This window comes from Veillonella sp. CNR 79/14 (genome assembly GCF_003992185.1).
In the GTDB taxonomy this organism is placed as follows: Bacteria; Bacillota; Negativicutes; order Veillonellales; family Veillonellaceae; genus F0422.
On the sequence record NZ_RQVH01000004.1, the window covers coordinates 1 to 20,884 of the forward strand.

General features: G+C 40.0%; 25 protein-coding genes, 1 tRNA gene, 1 pseudogene and 1 riboswitch. Of the genes and pseudogenes, 3 read left to right on the top strand and 24 right to left on the bottom strand.

From position 1 onward, the window contains the following. Positions 1-248 (top strand): annotated as a pseudogene (locus tag EO119_RS08140) (hypothetical protein); the annotation flags it as partial. Positions 249-397: 149 nt separating this feature from the next. Beyond that, positions 398-1,015 (top strand): ATP-binding protein, encoded by a 618-nt coding sequence (locus EO119_RS02235; protein WP_126940524.1) that lies wholly within the window; start codon positions 398-400, stop codon positions 1,013-1,015. 200 nt (positions 1,016-1,215) lie between these two features. Here EO119_RS02235 and EO119_RS02240 read toward each other — a convergent pair whose 3' ends face one another. From EO119_RS02240 to dat, 19 genes are all read right to left on the bottom strand, one after another. Beyond that, the gene (locus EO119_RS02240; RefSeq protein WP_164723936.1) at positions 1,216-2,043 is read right to left on the bottom strand and encodes a thiamine phosphate synthase; all 828 of its coding nucleotides are present in this window, start codon (positions 2,041-2,043) and stop codon (positions 1,216-1,218) included. Further along, the gene (gene thiH / locus EO119_RS02245; RefSeq protein ID WP_126940526.1) at positions 2,030-3,226 is read right to left on the bottom strand and encodes a 2-iminoacetate synthase ThiH; all 1,197 of its coding nucleotides are present in this window, start codon (positions 3,224-3,226) and stop codon (positions 2,030-2,032) included. The genes EO119_RS02240 and thiH overlap by 14 nt, the downstream gene beginning before the upstream one ends. A gap of 16 nt (positions 3,227-3,242) precedes the next feature. Beyond that, on the bottom strand, positions 3,243-4,034 hold the full coding sequence (locus tag EO119_RS02250) for a thiazole synthase (RefSeq protein WP_009352895.1): 792 nt from the start codon (positions 4,032-4,034) through the stop codon (positions 3,243-3,245). Between the two features lie 10 nt (positions 4,035-4,044). Next, on the bottom strand, positions 4,045-4,620 hold the full coding sequence (gene thiF, locus EO119_RS02255) for a sulfur carrier protein ThiS adenylyltransferase ThiF (protein ID WP_126940527.1): 576 nt from the start codon (positions 4,618-4,620) through the stop codon (positions 4,045-4,047). After that, positions 4,621-4,812 carry a sulfur carrier protein ThiS gene (gene thiS / locus EO119_RS02260; protein WP_009352953.1) on the bottom strand — a complete coding sequence of 64 codons (192 nt, stop codon included), beginning with the start codon at positions 4,810-4,812 and terminating at the stop codon, positions 4,621-4,623. Between the two features lie 272 nt (positions 4,813-5,084). After that, a riboswitch (TPP riboswitch) is annotated at positions 5,085-5,184 on the bottom strand. Between the two features lie 50 nt (positions 5,185-5,234). After that, positions 5,235-5,891 (bottom strand): coenzyme F420-0:L-glutamate ligase, encoded by a 657-nt coding sequence (locus EO119_RS02265; RefSeq protein WP_009352865.1) that lies wholly within the window; start codon positions 5,889-5,891, stop codon positions 5,235-5,237. A 10-nt stretch (positions 5,892-5,901) separates the two neighbouring features. After that, positions 5,902-6,441 (bottom strand): hypothetical protein, encoded by a 540-nt coding sequence (locus tag EO119_RS02270; protein ID WP_009352952.1) that lies wholly within the window; start codon positions 6,439-6,441, stop codon positions 5,902-5,904. 8 nt (positions 6,442-6,449) lie between these two features. Then, the gene (gene murI, locus EO119_RS02275) at positions 6,450-7,268 is read right to left on the bottom strand and encodes a glutamate racemase (RefSeq protein ID WP_062401321.1); all 819 of its coding nucleotides are present in this window, start codon (positions 7,266-7,268) and stop codon (positions 6,450-6,452) included. Positions 7,269-7,271: 3 nt separating this feature from the next. Next, a complete protein-coding gene (locus EO119_RS02280; protein ID WP_062401323.1) occupies positions 7,272-7,682 on the bottom strand; it encodes a thioesterase family protein in 411 nt (136 codons plus the stop codon). Positions 7,683-7,734: 52 nt separating this feature from the next. Further along, on the bottom strand, positions 7,735-8,079 hold the full coding sequence (locus tag EO119_RS02285) for a YkvA family protein (protein ID WP_009352977.1): 345 nt from the start codon (positions 8,077-8,079) through the stop codon (positions 7,735-7,737). A 17-nt stretch (positions 8,080-8,096) separates the two neighbouring features. Further along, positions 8,097-9,272 carry a hypothetical protein gene (locus EO119_RS02290; RefSeq protein ID WP_126940528.1) on the bottom strand — a complete coding sequence of 392 codons (1,176 nt, stop codon included), beginning with the start codon at positions 9,270-9,272 and terminating at the stop codon, positions 8,097-8,099. A 78-nt stretch (positions 9,273-9,350) separates the two neighbouring features. Continuing rightward, positions 9,351-10,121 (bottom strand): SDR family NAD(P)-dependent oxidoreductase, encoded by a 771-nt coding sequence (locus EO119_RS02295; protein ID WP_009352933.1) that lies wholly within the window; start codon positions 10,119-10,121, stop codon positions 9,351-9,353. Positions 10,122-10,132: 11 nt separating this feature from the next. Then, the gene (locus EO119_RS02300; protein WP_126940529.1) at positions 10,133-10,909 is read right to left on the bottom strand and encodes a TSUP family transporter; all 777 of its coding nucleotides are present in this window, start codon (positions 10,907-10,909) and stop codon (positions 10,133-10,135) included. A 52-nt stretch (positions 10,910-10,961) separates the two neighbouring features. Further along, positions 10,962-11,249, bottom strand: a complete 288-nt coding sequence (locus EO119_RS02305; RefSeq protein WP_009352920.1) for a YerC/YecD family TrpR-related protein — start codon at positions 11,247-11,249, stop codon at positions 10,962-10,964. 175 nt (positions 11,250-11,424) lie between these two features. Further along, entirely contained in the window at positions 11,425-12,234 is an 810-nt protein-coding gene (locus tag EO119_RS02310) for a MetQ/NlpA family ABC transporter substrate-binding protein (protein WP_052847057.1), read from the bottom strand. Between the two features lie 10 nt (positions 12,235-12,244). Further along, positions 12,245-12,898: a methionine ABC transporter permease gene (locus tag EO119_RS02315; protein WP_126940530.1), complete on the bottom strand. Its 654-nt coding sequence runs from the start codon at positions 12,896-12,898 to the stop codon at positions 12,245-12,247. Then, positions 12,879-13,925, bottom strand: a complete 1,047-nt coding sequence (locus tag EO119_RS02320; protein WP_126940531.1) for a methionine ABC transporter ATP-binding protein — start codon at positions 13,923-13,925, stop codon at positions 12,879-12,881. The genes EO119_RS02315 and EO119_RS02320 overlap by 20 nt, the downstream gene beginning before the upstream one ends. Positions 13,926-14,207: 282 nt before the next feature. After that, positions 14,208-14,729: an ECF transporter S component gene (locus EO119_RS02325; RefSeq protein WP_009352874.1), complete on the bottom strand. Its 522-nt coding sequence runs from the start codon at positions 14,727-14,729 to the stop codon at positions 14,208-14,210. Beyond that, complete coding sequence (gene dat / locus EO119_RS02330) at positions 14,729-15,583, bottom strand: D-amino-acid transaminase (protein WP_009352893.1); 855 nt, start codon at positions 15,581-15,583, stop codon at positions 14,729-14,731. Before dat ends, EO119_RS02325 begins: the two co-directional genes overlap by 1 nt. A 42-nt stretch (positions 15,584-15,625) precedes the next feature. On the opposite strand from dat, the gene EO119_RS08250 reads away from it, so the two are divergent. Continuing rightward, positions 15,626-15,796 (top strand): hypothetical protein, encoded by a 171-nt coding sequence (locus EO119_RS08250; RefSeq protein WP_371666317.1) that lies wholly within the window; start codon positions 15,626-15,628, stop codon positions 15,794-15,796. A 142-nt stretch (positions 15,797-15,938) separates the two neighbouring features. On the opposite strand, the gene EO119_RS02335 is transcribed toward EO119_RS08250, so the two are convergent. From EO119_RS02335 to EO119_RS02355, 5 genes are all read right to left on the bottom strand, one after another. Continuing rightward, positions 15,939-17,042 (bottom strand): acyltransferase, encoded by a 1,104-nt coding sequence (locus EO119_RS02335; RefSeq protein WP_126940532.1) that lies wholly within the window; start codon positions 17,040-17,042, stop codon positions 15,939-15,941. Between the two features lie 52 nt (positions 17,043-17,094). Further along, positions 17,095-18,825 (bottom strand): DUF4127 family protein, encoded by a 1,731-nt coding sequence (locus tag EO119_RS02340; protein ID WP_009352870.1) that lies wholly within the window; start codon positions 18,823-18,825, stop codon positions 17,095-17,097. A gap of 62 nt (positions 18,826-18,887) precedes the next feature. Then, complete coding sequence (locus tag EO119_RS02345; RefSeq protein WP_126940533.1) at positions 18,888-19,526, bottom strand: trimeric intracellular cation channel family protein; 639 nt, start codon at positions 19,524-19,526, stop codon at positions 18,888-18,890. 212 nt (positions 19,527-19,738) lie between these two features. After that, positions 19,739-19,829, bottom strand: a tRNA-Ser gene (locus EO119_RS02350). A 456-nt stretch (positions 19,830-20,285) separates the two neighbouring features. Further along, positions 20,286-20,849 (bottom strand): manganese efflux pump MntP family protein, encoded by a 564-nt coding sequence (locus EO119_RS02355; RefSeq protein ID WP_126940534.1) that lies wholly within the window; start codon positions 20,847-20,849, stop codon positions 20,286-20,288. Positions 20,850-20,884 lie beyond the last annotated feature (35 nt).

Sequence of the window (20,884 nt, forward strand, 5' to 3'; positions counted from 1 at the left end):
AATCAATACTATCTAAGAGATATCCCAGTTTAAACTACTCAGAAATGGACAACCAAAGCTTCTTAGAGAATATCGGCGTATTTCGTAAAAATCGAAATACTAATAAGATACACCTAACGGTTGCTGGATTATTATTCTTCGGCAAATACAACTCTATTATCGATCGATTCCCACATTATCATGTAGATTTTTTGATAAACGCGGTAATTCACAAAGATGGAGTTTCCGAATTGAGTCAGGCAATTTAGATTTTCCAGATTTAAATTTATTTAATTATTATCGCTTAGTAAGTGAAAAACTCTTATTATCTGTAAACAGAAATTTTGAACTTGATGAGTACACGATCAGAAAAAACCCTACAGATTTAACAATTGCTTTACGCGAAGCATTTGTCAATATGATAATCCATGCGGACTACTTTTTAAATACAACCGCTTTAATTGCGGAAATTCATGAACCTTTTTATATTTTTATTAATCCCGGAATTATGAAAATCCCTGTAAAAGAATTTTTCACTGGAGGCGCTAGATCCTTGGTCAGAAATCCTCTTCTCGTTAGCTTATTCACTAGAATGGGCGCCTCTGAACATGCTGGTAGCGGCAGTCAAAAAATAATTGATGTTGTAGTAAAAAATAGATTCAAAGTTCCTGAATTAAAAAGCGACTTAGAAAGAACGCACTTAAAATTATGGATAGCAGAACCTCTAGTAGACGTTTCTAATCTAAAAGAGGATGAGAAAAAAGTGTATACATTTATCTGCAATCCTCCAACTTCAAATAAATCATCTATTAAATTTACAAAAAAAGAAATTGCCAATGCTCACCCTGATATAACCTCTGCTCGCTTAACAAGAATACTTAACAAGTTATCTGAACAAAATTTAATTGTAAAGATGGGCGCATACAAAAACAGAACTTATGTTAAAGCAGTTTCTTCAGTAGAAGTGATTCATCATTGGGGAGAAACTTATGATATTATAAAACATCTATTTTATAAAGATAAATCTGATTCATAGCAGATATCTTCTTTTTTTACCCATATGCACTTTTTACTAAAACATTAAATTTCATTATAATCATCTTCTACTTATCATACGGTAGAACATAAAAGAAGGTCTTCTTTACAATAATTTCTATTCACTCATTGTAATAAAAGATGACCTTCTTTTTCTATTTTATTTCTCTCAATAATTTTATACTATTTTTACCTTCGTTCTTATGTGTCGATATTGCTATGCACTCGCTTCATGAAATCAGACATAATAGCTACGCCAGTGAAAGAATGTTGCAAACACGTTTGGTAATTGTGCTCGTGGATACCTCCCAAAGCAATACCTTGTACTTGTGGGTAATGTGTCCGAATTAGTTTCAACAGTTCCTTCCCCCGCTTAACGCCAATGCCAGGGTGTCCTGTTTTGCATTGTGTGGGAAAGATGGGACTGATTAAGACGTACTCCAAATTAGGGATTCCTAGGGATGCTAATAACTTGATGTCATCTTCGTTGTGAACGGTGCTCCACATAGTTATGTCCTGAAAATGTTGTTGCAAGATAATCCATAGTTCTTCTTGTTCGGATTGCCAATAGCGTATTAGATTAGTGGGTAGATGGATTCGTTTTGCTGTTGCCAAAACAATAGCTAATTGCTCTCGATTCGTAATAACTTTTCCATGGTGTACTACGGTATCCCCGATGGCATCGCAGAGTTGGAGATACTCCTCAAAGGGTAAATCAGTGTCACGGCACAGGGTGTACAGACTACTGTGATTTCTCATCCAGTTGTCTGGTTCAGCACTATCTGCCCTCGCATCAGGCAATTTAGTACTATGAAGATTCGCTTTTACTGTAGATCTATATGCTCTACGTATATTATACGTTAAACTGCTTTCTTCTGTATGATTAATACAATGCTTGCCATACTTTTGTATTCTTTCTATCCCTCTAGACAGTGCTACACCATATGTGGCTAAGCTAATGTCATCTTTCAGTAACTGGCGATTTGTAATCAACACTAAGGTGTCTATAGATTGGTTATTTTTCTTCATAGAGCACATCGATATAATCACTCATCACCACTTGCATTCCTAAGGCTTTCACATCTTCCATGGCTTCTGCTACAGTTCTACTGTCAGCAATTTCAAATTGTGCATCCCCTTCTTCTTGTTTCTTTTCTTCTGAGGAATGTTCACCAATACCTGTGCTGACACCTGCTGACAGTTTCGTCGCTGCTAATGGTAGGACCCCGTTGCGGAACCTGGCTGTTTCTCTAGTGGAAATCGTAATATTTGCATAAGGTAGGAATAAGCGATATGCCAAGATGACTTGCAATAATTGAGCTTCTCCTACGTCCCCTGCATTGATGGTATCATCATTGACGATAGGCCGCAGGCGTGGACAGGAAATACTAATTTCTCCATGAGGATACGCACGTTGTAGCATATGGGTATGCAAGGCTGTGGCAAAGGCATCTTTTCGGAAATCATCCAATCCCAATAAGGCTGCTAAACCTACTCCCCGCATACCCCCTCGCAAAGCTCGTTCTTGCGTTTCAAGTCGATAGGGAAATACGCTTTTATTTCCTAACAAATGCAATGTTTTATAATTTTCCCAATTATACGTTTCTTGGAATACGGTCACATAATCACAACCGCATTCTCGTAGGTACGCATAATCGTCTACATTGGCAGGATAAATTTCTACGCCCACTACCTTAAAATATTTTTTTGCTAATTCACAGGCACGCCCAATGTAAGAAATAGGACTATGGCGTTCACTTTCCCCAGTCAAAATTAAAATATCCTGTAATCCTGTTTTGGCAATATTTTTTAACTCTTCTTCAATACCTGCTTCATCTAACTTCGCCCGATGGATCTGATTTTTACAGTTGAAGCCACAATACACGCATAGGTTATCGCAATAGTTTGAAATATATAACGGTGTAAATAAATACACAGAATTGCCAAAGTATCGTGTTCGTACGGCCTTTGCTTTTTCCGCTAGTTCTTCCAAAAATGGTTCTGCTGCAGGAGATAATAAAATTTTCAGTCCTTCTACATCAATGGTATCTTCTTGCAACACACGGTGCACATCATCTGCTGTGTATCGATCGTACGTATATTGCTCACGTTCTCGCAATACCGTCTCTAAAATAGGACTTTCAATTTGATCCATGTGGGGGCGATACTTCCAACATGGATCATCTATATGGTATCTGGTGGTACTAGACATGGCTATTCCTTTCCTATTATCTCAAAAATCCAGTCAACGGAGATGAAGCGCTACCACCGGTTTCAAGAGTAGGCCCTAATTTTGACAAATATGCCAATCTTCCTGCTTGGATGGCTAAACCAAATGCTTTCGCCATACCTCGAATATGGCCCGCAGAAGCTACGGCTGTATTTGCCATGATTGCAGCTACGCCCATTTCCATTGCTTCTGCTGCTTGGGATGGAGCACCAATACCAGCATCTACAATGATAGGCAAATCAATTTCATTCACTAAAATTTTGATAAATTCCTTTGTCTGCAATCCACGATTAGATCCAATTGGCGCCGCTAACGGCATCACCGCAGCGGCTCCAGCATTCACCAAATCACGAGCCACTTCTAAGTCTGGATACATGTATGGCATAACGATGAATCCTTCTTTTGCTAATATTTCTGTAGCTTTAATGGTCTCCCCATTATGTGGCAATAAATATTTTGAATCTTTCATAATTTCTACTTTTACAAAATCTCCACAACCTGTAGCTCGGGATAATCTTGCTATACGCACCGCTTCTTCAGCATCTCGAGCGCCACTCGTATTAGGGATTAAGATAGTATCCTTTGGGATAGCATCTAGGATATTTTCCACTTCTCCACCTACCGCACGACGTAGGGCTAAGGTAATCATTTCTGCACCCGCTTCTTCTAGGACAGCCTCGATTAAGTCGATAGAAAATTTTCCAGACCCCAAGATAAATCGAGAATGTAATGTATGTCCCCCTAAGGTCCATGTATCTTGTGTTTCCATATCTTTTACTGAACGTGTCATAGGTTCCTCCTTAATCAATATCTTCCCCATGTAGTAGTTGAATCACAGCATTTGCCATATGTCCGGCGCACACCATGACACGAGCGGCAGTAATTTTTCCGATAGAATCGATATCGCTCACTCCATCGCCACATAGATACCAACGATGATGTCTTCGTTCACGGCGGATACCATTACTATCCCCCCAACCTGCCATACCTGAACAGCCTACTAATAATGGCTCTGCTGGATGGGTCAAAATAACTTCTGTCATCCACGCTTTTGTGACAGCCTTGTCCACTGCTTCTACAACCATATCATAGCCATCGATTAATTCAGATAATCTTTCTGGTGTGAGGCATTCATTATGAACGATAACTTCACAGTTTGGATTCATCCGATTGAGATGGCCTTTCATAGCCTCCACTTTTAAAACTCCTACATCATTCACCTCATAATATTGACGGCCTAAGTTACTTTCATCCACAACGTCAAAGTCTACGATTTCTAACTGACCAATTCCAGCACGGCACAATGCCACTGCCACATGGGATCCAACACCGCCTACACCGATGATCAGAACTTTTTTATCTTGTAAAGATACCATTTAGCCACCTCCTACAAAGGTTACTACTTCCATTGTGTCTGCAGGACTCACACGAGTCGATTCCCAGTCTGCTTTAGAAAGAATCTTCCCATTATATTCCACTACGATGCGATCCATTCGAAACGCTAGGGCTGCCAGTACTTCTTGCACTGTTTGCCCCTCATAATGATACGTTGCTCCATTTACTTTCATCATATCCTCCTAACTATAGCGTATGCTATATACCTATTTCAAACTAGTATCATACCAATTATCCGTCATGGCTCCTTCACCACATACTAGTATAAAAAAACAGCACGAAAAACCATACCCGCGGTGGTATGCCCCTTCATGCTGTAGCACTCTATCGTCTCACTATTCTGTTCCCCTTGTACATCCACTTAGATACACCTTCCATGCATACTCATATACGATATACCATCCTATAAAAGCACAAAAAAGGACATCCTGTTGGATGTCCTCAGTATGACGAATCAAACTTATCCTACGTTGGCATTATCCAAATCAGGTTATGGGTCAAAACTTTCGTTTACTCTCAGCCACTAGGCTCCCCAAAGTTCTCTTTCAGTATACGCTGATACGCCTCAATTTGCAAGTCTAAGTATCAACAACTTTTATCGTCTCCGTGCAGACACAGAGGCATAATTTTTAATCACAACGATAGGTGTCATTTGGCTATCATTGCCAAATGGATTATCGATTAAAATTTGTGCAATTTGCTGCGGTTTCAATCCACGACTATGTCCTAAGATAGCCGCTCGTTTTAAATCATTCACGTCCGCTACACAAGCCCCATAGGCACCTGTTGCTTTCATAATAGCATCGGCTACTGCATGTGGTTGTTTTGGTCCATATACAATGCATTTATCAAATGGAGGCATAGTCCCTGTCACATCATCTGTTAAGGATGCAGTCCGTGCCATTTGATAGAACACACCAGATTTTTTAAACACTTTAGCTACGGCTCCACAGAGGAAGGCAAACATCATTTTCCATTCCCCTTCTTTATCCATAGCTGCTTGCATACCATACACAGATGCCATAGAACCATCAGGATGGATAAAGCGATTTAAAAATTTAGCTTGCCAAGATACTTTTAAATCTTCTGGTCGTGTAAACTCCCCTTGCGTGATAGCCACGACGGATTCTGCTACGCACACAATATCTTCTGGTCCAATATAAGGACCTGCAAATTCTACGATAGCCTCTACGATATCATCTTTGTTCGTTAAAATGCGCGTAGGGATTGGTAATAGTTCTAATTCTGCCATGATGTACCTCCTATTTACGCATTGCTACTTCTAACTCTTCTGCAGTTAGAGTAATTCTAGTTTTTGAAATACGGTATGCCTCACGACCTACTACTTGATGGTAGATATCGATAGGCATGTCTGGGAATCCCACTAAGTCTTTACGAATATTACCACTATTAGCCGTCATCACTAGACGCAAACGAATGGTACTGCCTTGTCGTTGTTTATAGACTAACGCTTCCCAATAGCCATCATGACGTTCTGCCTTTGCATCGGTTAACCACGATTGAATTCGCACATTGTCAAATTGTTCTTGTGGTAATAAATGACGAGGGAACATATCCATGATGGTTCCGTATTGTTTACCTCTGTTCACAAATGGAATATCCGTAGATAACACTACTTGATCAAAACTAATGTCTTCTACCACAAATGGAGTGCGACGTTTCACCATGATCACAATGTCTTCATTGCCTTGGCGCCATGCAAATATGCGGTAGGCAATATAAATGATAGCAATGATACAGGCTATCCACACTAGGGTATCTATTAATGTGTAAATATACATAGTTCCTCCTATAGAGTAATGAGCTTAGCTGTTAAGCTAGTATCCTTGAAAATATCTTGTACGATAGACGTTACTCGATCCGCATGGCTAGTAACACAAACTTGTATAGAACCTTTTCTACCTGATGTCTGCTCCAAATCTTCTCCGTACAAAATAGCTCCTACAGCATCAGATGTTTCCCACGCAGGGTCTACAAAGCAAATTTGTTCTTTAGCCAACTCACGCAGTATGGGTTCTACTAAGGGATAGTGGGTACATCCTAAAATGGCCACTTCCACATTTGCCTCTACCAAAGGCTGTACATATTCTTTTGCACAATGTCGTAAAACTGCATCATCTAAATGACCTTCTTCAATACAGGCCGCCAAATCTTTACAGCCTTGTTCTACTACTTTTACATGAGGCTTCAAGGTATGGACTGCATCCATATGTTTATGACTATTAATAGTCGCTACCGTAGCCATAATGCCTAAAGGTCCTTTACGTTTCTGTTTAACCTTAATACGCAGAGCATCATGAATCCCCTGTGCCATCCCCACAATAGGTACATCAAATTGTTTGGATAGTTTGTCCAAGGCTACCACAGAAAATGTATTGCAAGCGATGACTATTAGTTTCACTGGTTGGGCCACTAAAAACTCTGCAATTTTCGTAGCAATGCCTTCAATTTCCTCAATCGGCCTATTGCCTACTGGATTGTTTGCACTATCTCCAACATAAATAAAATCTTCTTCCGGAAATTCTTGTGCTAGCACAGATAATACAGACAATCCACCGATTCCAGAGTCGAATACTCCAATAGGTAATTCCTTCTGTATGGGCGTCATTCCCTACTCCTCCTCTGCTACGGCTTTCATGGGTTTAAAAAATATATCTGGCAAGCGAATAATTTTACCTGTTTCTTTAGCAGTAAACACATTTTGTGTTTCCCCTGTACATATCAATGCATTATCACTGTCACGGATAATCCGATATGTGAAAGTACATTGCGCCCGCGACAAAGAGGCTACTGTTAATTCCACCCGCAATACATCATCAAAGCGTGCCACTTCCTTATACTCACAGCTCACTTTTGTAATAGGAAAGACGATGCCCTCTTGCATCATGTCCCATAGACTAATACCACAGCGGCGAAAATATTCAATTCTCCCCATTTCAAACCACCGTAAATGATTCGTATGATGGGCAATCTCCATCATATCCGTTTCATAAAATCGGACACGTAAAGATGTAGAAATCATCGTATACTACCTTTCCTATGCAATAAGAGGCTCCAAAGAGCCCCTTTACTGATTAATCAATTGATCCGATAGGCACAAATTTTTGTGCTTTTTCCTTATGGGAAGCCTTAATATAGCGATTTGCTACTTTCATAGCAATTGCTAATACTGCCACATCATCCACCCAACCAAGACCTGGTACGCTATCTGGGATAAAATCAATAGGCAATATCAAGTATCCTAAAGCGCCTGCAATAACGGCCTTTACAAATGCTGGTGTATCTGTATCACGTAAACAATAATATAACATAACAGCTTTTCGTGCAAACATAATATTACGACCCATGCGATTCACAGTGGACATAAAGGCATCAGATGTAAAGGTTTTTCCATACTTAAGGATTTGTAAGATATTCATAGTTATAACCTCTCTGATTATTGTTTGAACTTGTCTTTTGCTTGTTCTGCTAAGTCGATGGCTTTTTCTTTTGTTTGTTCTGCCAATTCCACTGCTGTTTCCTTCACAACTTCCGCTTTTTCACGAATGTCTTGCACCGCTTCTTGTGCGTGATCAATCGCTTTGGCTGTCAATTCAGAAGCTTTTTCTTCTACTTGCTGTAATGTCGGCTCTACCACCTCTTTTACCTGTTGAAGTTTTGGTTCTACCTTTTCTTTTACTTGTTGTAATTTTGGTTCTACCACTTCTTTTACATCTTGCATAACAGCTGTGGCTTTTTCCACCACTGGTTCTACTTTAGTTTGTAAGGAATCATTTAATGTTTGTCGCACCGTATCTGCTTTTTCATAAGCGGCTTTTGTATATACGCTTGCTTTAGATGCTGATGTACCTGCTACGGCACCAGTTAAAGATAATGCTTCAGTTGCTAAAATTTTAAGCAAAGAGCCTACGCCTTTTGCAGCATGACGAGCATTATCTAGTAATTCTTCATTACCACTTTTCTCTAATGTGTCTTTCACCGTAGCTGCCAAGATGGATACGGTTCCTACTGCTAGATCTTTTACAGCACTTACATTAGCCAACAAATCAGATCCAACAAAAGAACCTGCAAAGCCTTTGGCACTTGCTAAGTAATCATTACCAGACACCTGTACATCATCTAAGAAATCTACAGTTTCATTACCCAACGGCTTATCCCGAAGTGGTGTATTCGCCAATGTGATGACTGTTTCTTTATTATGTTCATAAATATCTACTAAACGTTGACGATATTCTTCATAGTTCGGACATGCTGGCATACCATCTTCAATCCATTTGGCAGCCATTTTACCAATACCATAGGTAATAGCCGCTGCCACAGGGACGCGAAGAATCACTGTTGGCACGACTGTACATACTAACGCTGCTACAGCACTACCACCAAGACCCACTAAAAATCCAGTCACCCCTTCTTTAGCAGGGCATACGCCATATACTTGAGCAATGCGTGATACCATGTACACATCATTAGCCAATAAACCTACATAATTAAATTTTGGTAATGCCGCGATACCAGCTACACGAGCTGCTGCCCAACGGCAAATCATTTCTACTTCTTCTTGTACATTCGTTGCTTGAGGAAGTGTTGCATTATTGTATTCCAACTGCTCCATATTTGTCTCCTATATTGACCACAAAACATTAAATGTAAATGTACTTATTACCCTTATTGTATCAAATTTCTCAATGAATTACCAACTTGTTAGTCCACCGTCTACAGTCCAAGCTGCACCCGTCACGAAAGATGCTTTCTCACTGATAAGAAAAGCAATGACTTCGCCAACTTCTCGCGGTTGAGCAATCCGTCCTAATGGATAGTGTAAAGCCATTTCTTCCTTAGCTTTCACAATATCACCCGATGGTTCATTGGCTAATTGTTTTGCCACTAATGAAGTATCTACATCACCAGGACACACACAATTAACGCGAACACGATGAGGTGCCATTTCTAAGGACAGTGATTTCGTAAAACTCACTACAGCCCCTTTGGATGCTCCGTACACAGTGCACGCCACATTACCTTGTAGTCCTGCATCACTTGATATAGTCACAATACTACCATGCACTTGTTTCAAGTACGGTGCTGCGGCTTGGCATAAAAAAACGGTACCTTTTACATTGGTTCCAAACATCTCATCAAAGTTTTGCTCATCCACATCTTCCAATAGTCGCTCTTCATAATACCCAGCTGCCGTTACTAAGGCATTTAAATTGCCAAACAAACGAATCGTATCTTCCACAATACGACGGCAATTCATAACCTTACTTACATCTCCTTGCACAAATCGTACTTTCGAGGAAATACGGCGCAATTTTACCACCGCTTCTTGTCCATCCCATTCATTGCGGCCGTTAATCACCACACACCAGCCTTGCTTTAACAACAATTCTGCAGTAGCAAAGCCTATACCCGATGTGCCGCCGCTAATTAATGCTACTTGATTATCACTAAATTTTTGCATAGTTACTCCTACTATATAATCCCCTGTGAAAGTAAATAGTCATAGGACAATTTCATTAACATTGTCAGAGACATAGCGATAAACAAAAATCTCACTAGTCCTGCGCCTTTCACCATGGCTAACTTTGATCCCGCAGTAGCGCCAATAATTTGTCCCGCTGCAACTGCTAAACCATAGCCATAGTTCACTTGATCCATATAGATGAACACCATCAAGGACCCAAAGTTACTCACTGTATTTAGTACTTTGGCATTTCCTGATGCGCCTAAGAAATCATAACCCATAAACAAGAAATAGAATATTAAAAACACCCCTGTGCCAGGTCCAAGAAATCCATCATATAAGCCGATAACAATAGCCACTGCTACATAAGCAAGTAATTTCCATCCTGATTTACGTTCCACTTGTGCTATGGTACCCCAATCTTTTTTGGTAAGCACCACAATGAATACTGCCAACAATAATACAATAATCAGGGGTTTTAAAAATGTGCCTGGCACATAGACTGCTATATAGGCGCCTACCATAGAGATAAGCAGAGTGAATGGCATGATCCATTTCACTAATGTCCAATCTACCAATTTGTTTCTGGCGAAGTTAATCATTGCTGTGCCAGATCCAAAGACACTAGATAATTTATTGGTCCCTAAGCACATGGCCACCGGCATATTCGTCAGCATCAAAGCGGGTAACGAAATCAACCCACCTCCACCTACAATAGAATCAATAAACCCCGCTAGGGCTCCTGCAAAAAATAGTATAATACCTATGAGTAAATCACCTTCCATAGTATGAGCCCTCCTCTCTTATATACATCACTTTGATGTCTTATTGTATCTTCTAGTCCTCAATACGAGGCAAAATTTTATTATATCCATCGGCACCATAATTTAAGCACCGTTTCACACGGCTTATGGTCGCCGTGCTAGCTCCTGTTAATTCTACAATTTGCTCATACCCTGTACCTGCTTTTAACAGTCGTGCCACTTCTAAGCGTTGAGAGATAGATTTTAATTCTCCAATGGTACAAATATCTTCAAAAAATTCATAACATTCTTCTAGTGTTTCCAACGACAAGACCGCCCGAAATAACTGGTCATGTATTGGATTCTTAAGTTTTTGATTCAACCTTCTACTCCTTCATAATTCTATTCAGAATGTACTTTACTTCACTACCATTATACCATAGGAAATATCATACATATATCATTAATTCATTGTTCTTGTACAAAAAAACAGAGGGCAGTTGATACTCGTATATCAACTAACCTCTGTTGTATAATTGTTTGCTGATTCTTTTCACTTAGAACGCTGGGATAATAGATCCTTTGAATTCTTCTTGAATGAATTTACGTACTGGTTCAGATTGGTAAATGGACAATAATTTTTTATATGTTTCATTATTTACATCTTCTGTGCGAACAGCAATTACATTAGCATATGGAGAATCTGTGCTTTCCACTACAACAGCATCTTTTTGTGGGTTCAAACCTGCTGGAATTGCATAGTTTGTATTCACTGCTGCTACATCAACATCATTTAGGGAACGAGCAATTTGTGCCGCTTCTAATTCACGAATATCAATGTTTTTAGGATTGCTTGTAATATCTGCTACGGAAGATTTTACAGTGCCACCGTCTTTCAATGTAATCAAACCTGCTTGTTGTAATAATAGCAAGGCACGACCACCATTGGTAGGATCGTTAGGAATCGCTACAGTAGCGCCATTTGGCACATCTTTCAAATCTTTATATTTGTTAGAGTAAATTGCCATTGGTAACAAAATAGTTTTGCCGATAGATTGAATTTTCAAACCTTTATCTTTTACTGTATTATCCAAGAATGGTTGATGTTGGAAAGAGTTCACATTTAATTCTTTTTGATCTAAGGCAATATTCGGCTGAATATAATCGCTGAACTCAACGATTTCGATGTTCAATCCTTGTTTTGCTGCTTCACCTTTTACAAATTCCATAACTTTTGCATGAGGACCTGCTGTTACACCTACTTTAATTGGTGCATCTGCTGCTGGTTTTGCTTCTTCTTTACCGCATCCTGCTAATAGTAACACTAAAGATGCAATGGCTAATAAGCCGACTAAAATACGCTTCATAATATCTCCTTTATTTTTTATTTACTTTACGGGATAAATAGTCACCTACACTTTGGATGACTTGCACTAATACAATTAAGATGATGATAGTGGCTAACATCACATCTCCTTGGAAACGTTGGTATCCATAGCGAATCGCAATATCCCCAAGACCGCCGCCACCGATAGCACCTGCCATAGCAGAATAGCTAATTAAGTTAACGATTAAGACCGTAATATTATCGATTAATGTTGGTAACGCTTCTGGCAACAACACTTTCCAAATAATCTGCAATGGTGTAGCCCCCATGGATTGAGCTGCCTCGATAACACCTCCATTCACTTCTTTAATCGCTGTTTCTACTAAACGAGCCAAGAATGGAATGGCCGCCAATGTCAATGGCACGCAAGCTGCAGTCGTACCAATAGATGTACCTGCTACTAATCGAGTAAATGGAATGATAGCTACCATTAAAATGATGAACGGAATGGAACGTGTGGCATTTACGATAGCACCTAGCACTTTATTCACCGCTTCATTCTGCATGATATGACCACGGCTAGTGATGACTAAAATTACGCCCAATGGAACCCCTAATAGAACGGCTACTACAGTGGAAATCACCGTCATTTGTACGGTTTCTAAGAAACCTTGTAGCAATAAATTAATGATTTGCTGTGACATAACCGATCACCTCGCTTCCAATTGGTAAATTATGTAAGTAGTCGATAGCTGCTTCTGATTTAGCGCGCTCCCCTTTTAATTCTACGATCAAATGACCAAAGCTCATATCTTGAATATAATCTACACCGCCAAACAAGATACTTACATCTGTATCAAATTTACGAATAATGCTTGCCACTACAGGTTCATCTGTTACATTGCCTTTGAAAGTCAATCGTACAATCGGATTAGCTCCTTCTACCCAAGCTTCATTCAACGTCAAGTGAGCTAACGCATCTTCTGGCAAATCACGCCTGATAATAGCAGACACGAATTCTTTCGTTGTGGCTTGTTTTGGTTCTGTAAATACATCCACTACAGGACCTTCTTCAATAATCGTACCACCTTCAATAACAGCTACACGATCACAAATCTCTTTGATAACATTCATTTCATGAGTAATCAAGACGATAGTCAAGTTTAATCGACGATTGATGTCTTTCAATAAGGCTAAAATAGATTTTGTTGTTTGTGGGTCAAGAGCTGACGTAGCTTCATCGCATAATAACACTTTTGGATTACTTGCTAAGGCACGGGCAATACCAACACGTTGTTTTTGACCACCGGACAATTGAGACGGATAGTTGTCTAAACGATCCGACAGTTTCACGATGTCTAGAATTGGTAAAATACGTTCTCTAATTTCTTCTTTTGATAATCCTTGCAATTCCAATGGAAATGCTACATTGTCGTACACTGTGCGGGATGAAAGTAAATTAAAGTGTTGGAAAATCATACCAATGTGTTTACGTTCTTCACGTAATTCTACTGTGTTCAACTTCGTTAAATCTACACCGTCCACAATAACGGATCCAGATGTAGGACGTTCCAACATATTGATACAACGAATCAAGGTAGATTTACCGGCCCCAGATTGACCAATAACGCCAAAAATTTCGCCTTCTTCTATAGTTACATTAATTTCTTTCAAGGCTTCCACGCGGACAGCACCTTCATAGACTTTTCGAATCTGTTTAAGTTCTATCATGAAATCCTCTCCTTTTCAAACTAAATAAAAAAGAGCCCTCAGTTACCTAAGAGCTCTCGGGTATGCATAAATTGTACAATGTGAGTAGACAGACTGTCAATAATTCCCACTATACTACTTGCCTATCGTCTTTTATAACTTAAATCTATAACTCCATATTTAGAGGTGCTTACTCTTTATAACAAACGTGCTCCCGCCTAGGTAGGGGCCCCTATGTTAACTCACTATATACTTATTATATAATGATGAAATACACTCCCTTACATACAATTCACATACTAGCTAGTCTTGTTTCTGTAGCTTAATACCACCACGTTTTGCAATAAAAGCAGCCAAGAAAATGCCGCAACTACCAGTAATCAGCTGTGGCCAGCCCATGCTGAACAAGATGCCTTTTTGCATCGCTTCAGGAATGCCCGGCATCAACTGGAATAAAGCCAAGAATAGTCCATAAAGAACTACACTCTTTACAATGGCCCCTGTAATTGCTGTCATCCATACACGTTTTGTTCCTAATACCTTTACAGTAATTGCATATGCCATGCTACCAATAGCCACCACAGGTACAAATAAAGGTATGGTCAACATACCTTGTAAAAATGCCATGAGAGGCGTTACACAAGCTACAACGAATCCACTCCACAAACCATAGCGCCAGGTAGCCAATGCCGTACAAGCACCTACGATGGAGCCTACTAAAAATTGCACTAAACCGTGCATAGGAATAATCATGCGAAGAAATCCTTGGCTTAGCAAAGCAATAGCTAAGAGCAAGGCACTTCCTGTTATCGTTTTGACTGACATTATGCTAACCCTTCTTCCATTAAATGTTGTAATTGTTCAGCTAATACTTTTGCTGCTTTACCTGGTTTACCATCACCTACAGGTTCACGATTCAAGGTGGTAATCGGAATAATGCCACCAATGGTATCGGTGAAGAAGATTTCGTCTGCATCTTTTAGGAAAGCTTCATCAAATTCACGCTCAATAATCGTAATCCCTGCTGTTGGTGCTACACGAGTTACCACTAACTGACGGGTGATACCCTTTAAAATATGATGGTTGGCTGGATGCGTATAACACACACCATCTTTCATCACAAATACATTAGATGTAGCCCCTTCTGTAACAATGCCATCACGCACTAAAATAGCTGTATAAGCACCTTTTTTCTCGGCTTTTGTTTGTGCCAAAATATTAGGAATTAAGTTTAGTGTTTTGATGTCTACACGAGCCCACCGTTCATCCGGCAAGGTAATGGCTTTTACACCTTCTTGCAAGGCCCCTAAATCCGTTGTAATCGGTTTAATAAACATATACATTTGCGGTTCTAATTTAGAACGCTCAAACGCATGATGACGTGGTGTTACCCCACGAGTAATCTGTAAGTAAATATATCCATCAGTAATTTCACTTTGTTCAATCATGATTTCGTGCAACTCTTGCAACTCATCAGGAGGCATGCGCACAGGAATATCCATTTCACGCATCGAACGATACAAGCGATCTTGATGATAGGAAAAGGCAAAAGCGCGACCATTATACACCCGCACTACCTCGTATACACCATCACCAAAACAATATCCTCTATCATCAAGACTAACCACCTTGGCGCCAGACTCTACCATCTCGCCATTAAAATATGTTAATTCTTTCATAGTAACACCTCATAGTATACATACGAATCAAGTATTATCTTCATTATAGTACAGACAACTATAAAATTCTACACCTTTTACATCAAATCTCCTGTAGAAGCAAACAATCTACCACTGACGCAAACTAAGCAACGCGCAAGTTTGCAAATAACGTCCCTCCACCTGAGGAACGCGTTTACGAGTAGCAACCTTGTGGCGTTCCTTATTACCTAAATCACACAAACACAAGAAGAGCACGACATGTTCCGGAGCAAACCTAACCACTGTATCAGTTTGTGGAGGAATGTGTCGTGCTCTTCCCTTTGCAATATTCAGTAAAGAACAATACAGGCTGCATAGTGTTACAAGAAATGACTTACTTGCCTAACACATAAGCCCGTACTTGTTTCGGCAATGTTTCTAATCCTTTTGTCACGCCAAAAGACAAGATGACTGCGCTCACATACATAAGCACGACTGTCGTTGTTGTATATCCTAATCCGCCGATTTGCAAAACTTTATCTAACAGAATCAACATAAATGGATGTACCAAATAAATCCCATAGGATGCATTTCCCAATTCTGTCCAAAAGGTTTCCACGATGTCACTCATGGATGACACGGTGAAAGCCCATACAAAAAAGATACATCCCATCCCTGTGTATACCAATCCTTGTGGACTTAGCTGATGCACTGTGTAGATAGCCTCTAATCGAGTATATCCCCACTCTGCCATTACATAGTAATAGGAGCCTAACATAGCCACTAAGGATAAAATAAATCCAACCGTGATGCCGAAACCATGGGAGTCAATCCATTCCAACATCGTATCAAAGCGTTCTGCTAATATTCCACCTAATAGGAAAATCCATATATAAAATCCTACAAAATAATTGAGACGCATGCTAAAGATATACTGCAACCATTCTTGCGAAAATTGTACAGAGCCTGCCATATAAGAGGACCAATAATTCACTGCCATTTGCACAAAAAACAATATAGTCATCAGCACTATGGGAGCTTTCAGTATAGACCGTAGGGCCCATCGCCAAAGTGGCATCAAAGCGTAAAACCAAAGAAGTATGACTAGAAAATACAGGTGATACATACCATTTCCAAAAAGTAGAGTCAACCCTAACACATGTGGCATCAGTCCCCATGCGTTATGAGCTAATACCGCATTGTAGGCCGTATATAGGATAGTCCACACAATATAGGGATAGAGCACCACCTGCGTGCGACGGCGCAAAAAGTCAGAATAAGAAAAATCATCCTCCACCGATGTATGATAGAACAACCCGAAGGCAGACAAGAAGAAAAAGGCAGGCACTGTAAAGCGAGACACAATTTCTAACAGTCCTAATAGATGTATATTAATCGTAGGGTTCGCTAATGCATAGGACCCTACATGGATACCGATCACACCTAACATACATAGTCCCCGCATATAGGTAATGGCCGGTATAGCTGGTTTTCTCATAATTCCTCCAAAAAAGAGGGGCTACGCCCCTCTCTCCTTGTATTGTATTACCTTATTGAGCCTTTTGTTTTGCTTTTGCAGCTGCTGCGTCTGCTTTTGCTTTATTAGCTCTTGCCTCTGCTTCCGCTTTTGCTTTTGCCTCAGCTTCTGCTTTAGCTCTTGCTTCTGCTTCACGGCGTAAACGCAACTCTTTTTGTAACGGAGCTACAGGTTCACGATACACGGTAATATCTGTTTCGAATAATCGTCCCCATGGGAATCGAGCGGATACAGTGCGTGGATCCAACTTTAAATAAGTCGCTGCAAAGTCTTGCACTCGCTCACCCATATAACTTTCCAAAGTTTCATTTAAGGTTCCTGTATATTTCACATTATCTGTACGAATGGAATCTTGCATACGATACACATCTTTACGAATATTTGCTTGGTATGCCCAATTATCCAAATATTGTTGTGTCAACATATTTCGATGACTTTGATCATCCATATGCACTCCTAAAATACCCTGTGCTATGGCATAGCCAATAGTATTACTTGCCGTATTCCATCCATTATAAGCACTAACTTTATACAGTAAATCCCGTTGATACAATCCATAGACCAATGTATTATCCGATCCATTGGAATAGGCAATATCTGCAATACTAACAGGTACTCCTTGATTCATAGCTGCTTGAATATGGTCTAAAAATTCATTGGTACTTCTAGAAATCATAGGGAAGTTTTCAAAAGCTTCTGACTCACCTGTCACTGTACCTAATGGCGTATTTACTGCTAGTAACACAGATGGTTTTCCTTTAGTTTTCATCGTGCCACCTACGGCCACTACATGTTCAGCAATTGTTTTTTCTACTTTTTGGTCCTCATAATGTGGTACTGTCTCACCACCACCACCTAATGGATAAATAACCTCAAATGTCGGTGTCAAGTGATTGCGATCCACATGGTCACGAGCGATTAATAACAATCCTAATTGATCTGCTCCTGGGAAACTACCATATTGCGTAGGGGAAAGTCCTTTACTATATTTTTGTAAATAACGACCTTCCATAGCCGATTGAGATAAACTACTAGTATCGTCATGACCTAATGCAAAATATTTAAATACACCTTTTTTAGTGATATCAATTAATTGACGATTAATTTCCATATTTTTTTGACGACGATGGAACCAGTCCTGTAAAAATTCCACTGGCACCGTAGCTTGCAACATGAACAACTCTTTTTGTTCATCTGCCGTCAATTTTTGACTGTCCAATTTATCTTGTAAAGCAGCAATACGGAAAATAGTCGGGCCATATTGATCATAATAGGCTGGCTCCACACCGCCACCACTAGCACGAGGAGAGCGCATCACCGTACCAAATGCATACATTGGTATATTAGGATATTTTTTGTGCAAATCTTCAATATGATGTACTCGATATTCCAAAGTATGTAAATCTAAATTGTGTTTTCTAGAATCTACAAGGCCTCCATAGATTAAGGAGTCTGTACTTAACACAAGCACATCTGCTTTACTAATATTCTCATCAACCCATTTCCAAATCGCTTCTGCATTTCCTTGAAAGTTACGACCTGAAATGTAATATTGAGGTGGTGTTAACACCGTATATCCTGCATCTTGAGCCGTAGCCACCGTATAAGCCAAACTCACTGGGCGGTCATCTTGTGGTACATAGAGTACTGTCGTAGCCTCTGCAGTGATCGCATGGCTCAATACCGCAGTTGCCACCGCTGTAGCCATAATCGCAAACTTATGTCGCCATTGTTGTTTTCTCATGTTTTATATATCTCCTATTTTATAGTATTCTTTGCTTATTATCTTGATTAGTCATATGTAAATTATCGATGAATCCGATCAATACGCGGCAGATTCCAATGATACTCAATGGCTATCATGCGAATGATAAAAACGATAAGGAATGTCACATAGGATGCCACTATTTGATGTCCTATACCATACACTACGAAGTAGGCAATCCCACCTAATAAAGCTGGCAAGGCATACACTTCTTCTTTCAACACACTCGGCGTGCGATGTGCTAAAATATCTCGGATAATACCGCCACCCACAGCTGTAATTCCACCTAACACAACGGTGAGCACCAAGTTAGTTGGATCTGTAGCTATCCCAATAGTCGCTCCTGTCACTGTAAACGAAGCCAAACCTAAAGCATCTGCTATCAGATACACTTTCGTCGCACCTTTACCTTCAATATAACGATTCCAGCCATAACGATACATGATAAACATGATCCCAACCGTAATTAACGTGATAGAAATATATAAGCCCGTTTGCAAAGATGTGGGCGGTATGCGTCCTACCATAACATCTCGTACAATCCCACCGCCAATAGCAGTTACCAGCGCCAAAATCAGTATACCAAAAATATCCATACGCCGTTGAATCCCCAAAAGTGCGCCAGAAATCGCAAAGGCAATTGTTCCAATAATGTCAAATAATAACCATAAAAAATCCATACAAAGCCTCCTCATACGGAATTATTGTACCATTCTTTTGAGCAAGATACTAGACATTTTATAAAGCGAAAAGGACGGTTGTATCCGCCCTTTTTTATTACCCTCATGATGAGGAATTTTACACTCTATTCCAGAGTTATAAGTATCTTGTCACAAAATACAATGATATAACAATAAAAGCGTCTATGCAGTGCATAAACGCTTTTAAACCTTGGCGGAGAGAGAGGGATTTGAACCCTCGGTACGGTATCACCGCACACATGATTTCCAATCATGCTCCTTAAGCCGCTCGGACACCTCTCCAAGTGAATACTTAACTATTATAAACCACTAAATATATTCCGTCAAGCACTTTTTTCTTCCGCGCAGAGGAACACCATGTCGCGTAGAACGTCCCGTGGCACTGTAATTACCTAAATAGCACAAACACTAGAAAAGCGCCGCATGTTCCGAAACAAACCTAACCACTGTATCAGTTTGTGGAGGAATGCCATTAGGTGTAGTAGCCTTGTGGCATTTTTTACACCTAAATCACAAAAATGCAAGAAGAGCACGGTGTACCCCCATCCCGTGAGGAACGCCATGTCGCGTAGAACGTTCCGTGGCACTGTAATTACCTAAATAGCACAAACGCTAGAAAAGCGCCGCATGTTCCGGAACAAACCTAACCACTGTATCAGTTTGTGGAGGAATGTGCGGCGATTTTCCCTTACACTAACAATAAAGAGCCACGGACAGAATAGCAACACAAGAGACGATTTAGCGAGGCAAGTACCCCAAATGCTGCAGCAATATTTTGACTCCAATCAGAATCAATATAACTCCTCCTGCCATTTCGGCTCTTTCACGAAATGCTTTCATCATATGATATCCACTAAATATGCCCACGAGACATACCAAGAAGGTAATCACTCCTATGGTGAGCGATGTAAAATATATATCCACATGCAATAGTGCAATGGTAACCCCTACAGCTAAAGCATCGATACTAGTGGCAATGGACAATGCTAACATCTCTTTCCAATCCACGGAAGATGTATCCTCTTCCTCATCGCTAAGAGAGGTACGAATCATATTAATACCCAAATAGCCTAAAGTCATGAAAATAATCCAATGGTCCCACTCATCAAAATTCTGCGAAAATTGAGCTCCTACAGCTGCCCCTATGATCGGCATTAAGCACTGGAATGCACCAAACAAGAATGCCAAAGTGATTTTTTTCATCTTTGGATCCGCTTTCATCTGCGATGATTTACAAATAGAAACCGCAAAGGCATCCATGGCAAGACCTACCGACAAAATCAATATTTCAAGGTATGACACAAGTCCCTCCTGCAAATAACAACAAAAGTGCTTGG

What these genes read in the sequence shown, in the direction of transcription:
- EO119_RS02235 (WP_126940524.1), top strand. Translation starts at nt 398, where the DNA reads ATGATAATCCATGCGGACTACTTTTTAAATACAACCGCTTTAATTGCG.
- EO119_RS02240 (WP_164723936.1), bottom strand. Translation starts at nt 2,043, where the DNA reads ATGAAGAAAAATAACCAATCTATAGACACCTTAGTGTTGATTACAAAT.
- thiH (WP_126940526.1), bottom strand. Translation starts at nt 3,226, where the DNA reads ATGTCTAGTACCACCAGATACCATATAGATGATCCATGTTGGAAGTAT.
- EO119_RS02250 (WP_009352895.1), bottom strand. Translation starts at nt 4,034, where the DNA reads ATGACACGTTCAGTAAAAGATATGGAAACACAAGATACATGGACCTTA.
- thiF (WP_126940527.1), bottom strand. Translation starts at nt 4,620, where the DNA reads ATGGTATCTTTACAAGATAAAAAAGTTCTGATCATCGGTGTAGGCGGT.
- thiS (WP_009352953.1), bottom strand. Translation starts at nt 4,812, where the DNA reads ATGAAAGTAAATGGAGCAACGTATCATTATGAGGGGCAAACAGTGCAA.
- EO119_RS02265 (WP_009352865.1), bottom strand. Translation starts at nt 5,891, where the DNA reads ATGGCAGAATTAGAACTATTACCAATCCCTACGCGCATTTTAACGAAC.
- EO119_RS02270 (WP_009352952.1), bottom strand. Translation starts at nt 6,441, where the DNA reads ATGTATATTTACACATTAATAGATACCCTAGTGTGGATAGCCTGTATC.
- murI (WP_062401321.1), bottom strand. Translation starts at nt 7,268, where the DNA reads ATGACGCCCATACAGAAGGAATTACCTATTGGAGTATTCGACTCTGGA.
- EO119_RS02280 (WP_062401323.1), bottom strand. Translation starts at nt 7,682, where the DNA reads ATGATTTCTACATCTTTACGTGTCCGATTTTATGAAACGGATATGATG.
- EO119_RS02285 (WP_009352977.1), bottom strand. Translation starts at nt 8,079, where the DNA reads ATGAATATCTTACAAATCCTTAAGTATGGAAAAACCTTTACATCTGAT.
- EO119_RS02290 (WP_126940528.1), bottom strand. Translation starts at nt 9,272, where the DNA reads ATGGAGCAGTTGGAATACAATAATGCAACACTTCCTCAAGCAACGAAT.
- EO119_RS02295 (WP_009352933.1), bottom strand. Translation starts at nt 10,121, where the DNA reads ATGCAAAAATTTAGTGATAATCAAGTAGCATTAATTAGCGGCGGCACA.
- EO119_RS02300 (WP_126940529.1), bottom strand. Translation starts at nt 10,909, where the DNA reads ATGGAAGGTGATTTACTCATAGGTATTATACTATTTTTTGCAGGAGCC.
- EO119_RS02310 (WP_052847057.1), bottom strand. Translation starts at nt 12,234, where the DNA reads ATGAAGCGTATTTTAGTCGGCTTATTAGCCATTGCATCTTTAGTGTTA.
- EO119_RS02315 (WP_126940530.1), bottom strand. Translation starts at nt 12,898, where the DNA reads ATGTCACAGCAAATCATTAATTTATTGCTACAAGGTTTCTTAGAAACC.
- EO119_RS02320 (WP_126940531.1), bottom strand. Translation starts at nt 13,925, where the DNA reads ATGATAGAACTTAAACAGATTCGAAAAGTCTATGAAGGTGCTGTCCGC.
- EO119_RS02325 (WP_009352874.1), bottom strand. Translation starts at nt 14,729, where the DNA reads ATGTCAGTCAAAACGATAACAGGAAGTGCCTTGCTCTTAGCTATTGCT.
- dat (WP_009352893.1), bottom strand. Translation starts at nt 15,583, where the DNA reads ATGAAAGAATTAACATATTTTAATGGCGAGATGGTAGAGTCTGGCGCC.
- EO119_RS02335 (WP_126940532.1), bottom strand. Translation starts at nt 17,042, where the DNA reads ATGAGAAAACCAGCTATACCGGCCATTACCTATATGCGGGGACTATGT.
- EO119_RS02340 (WP_009352870.1), bottom strand. Translation starts at nt 18,825, where the DNA reads ATGAGAAAACAACAATGGCGACATAAGTTTGCGATTATGGCTACAGCG.
- EO119_RS02345 (WP_126940533.1), bottom strand. Translation starts at nt 19,526, where the DNA reads ATGGATTTTTTATGGTTATTATTTGACATTATTGGAACAATTGCCTTT.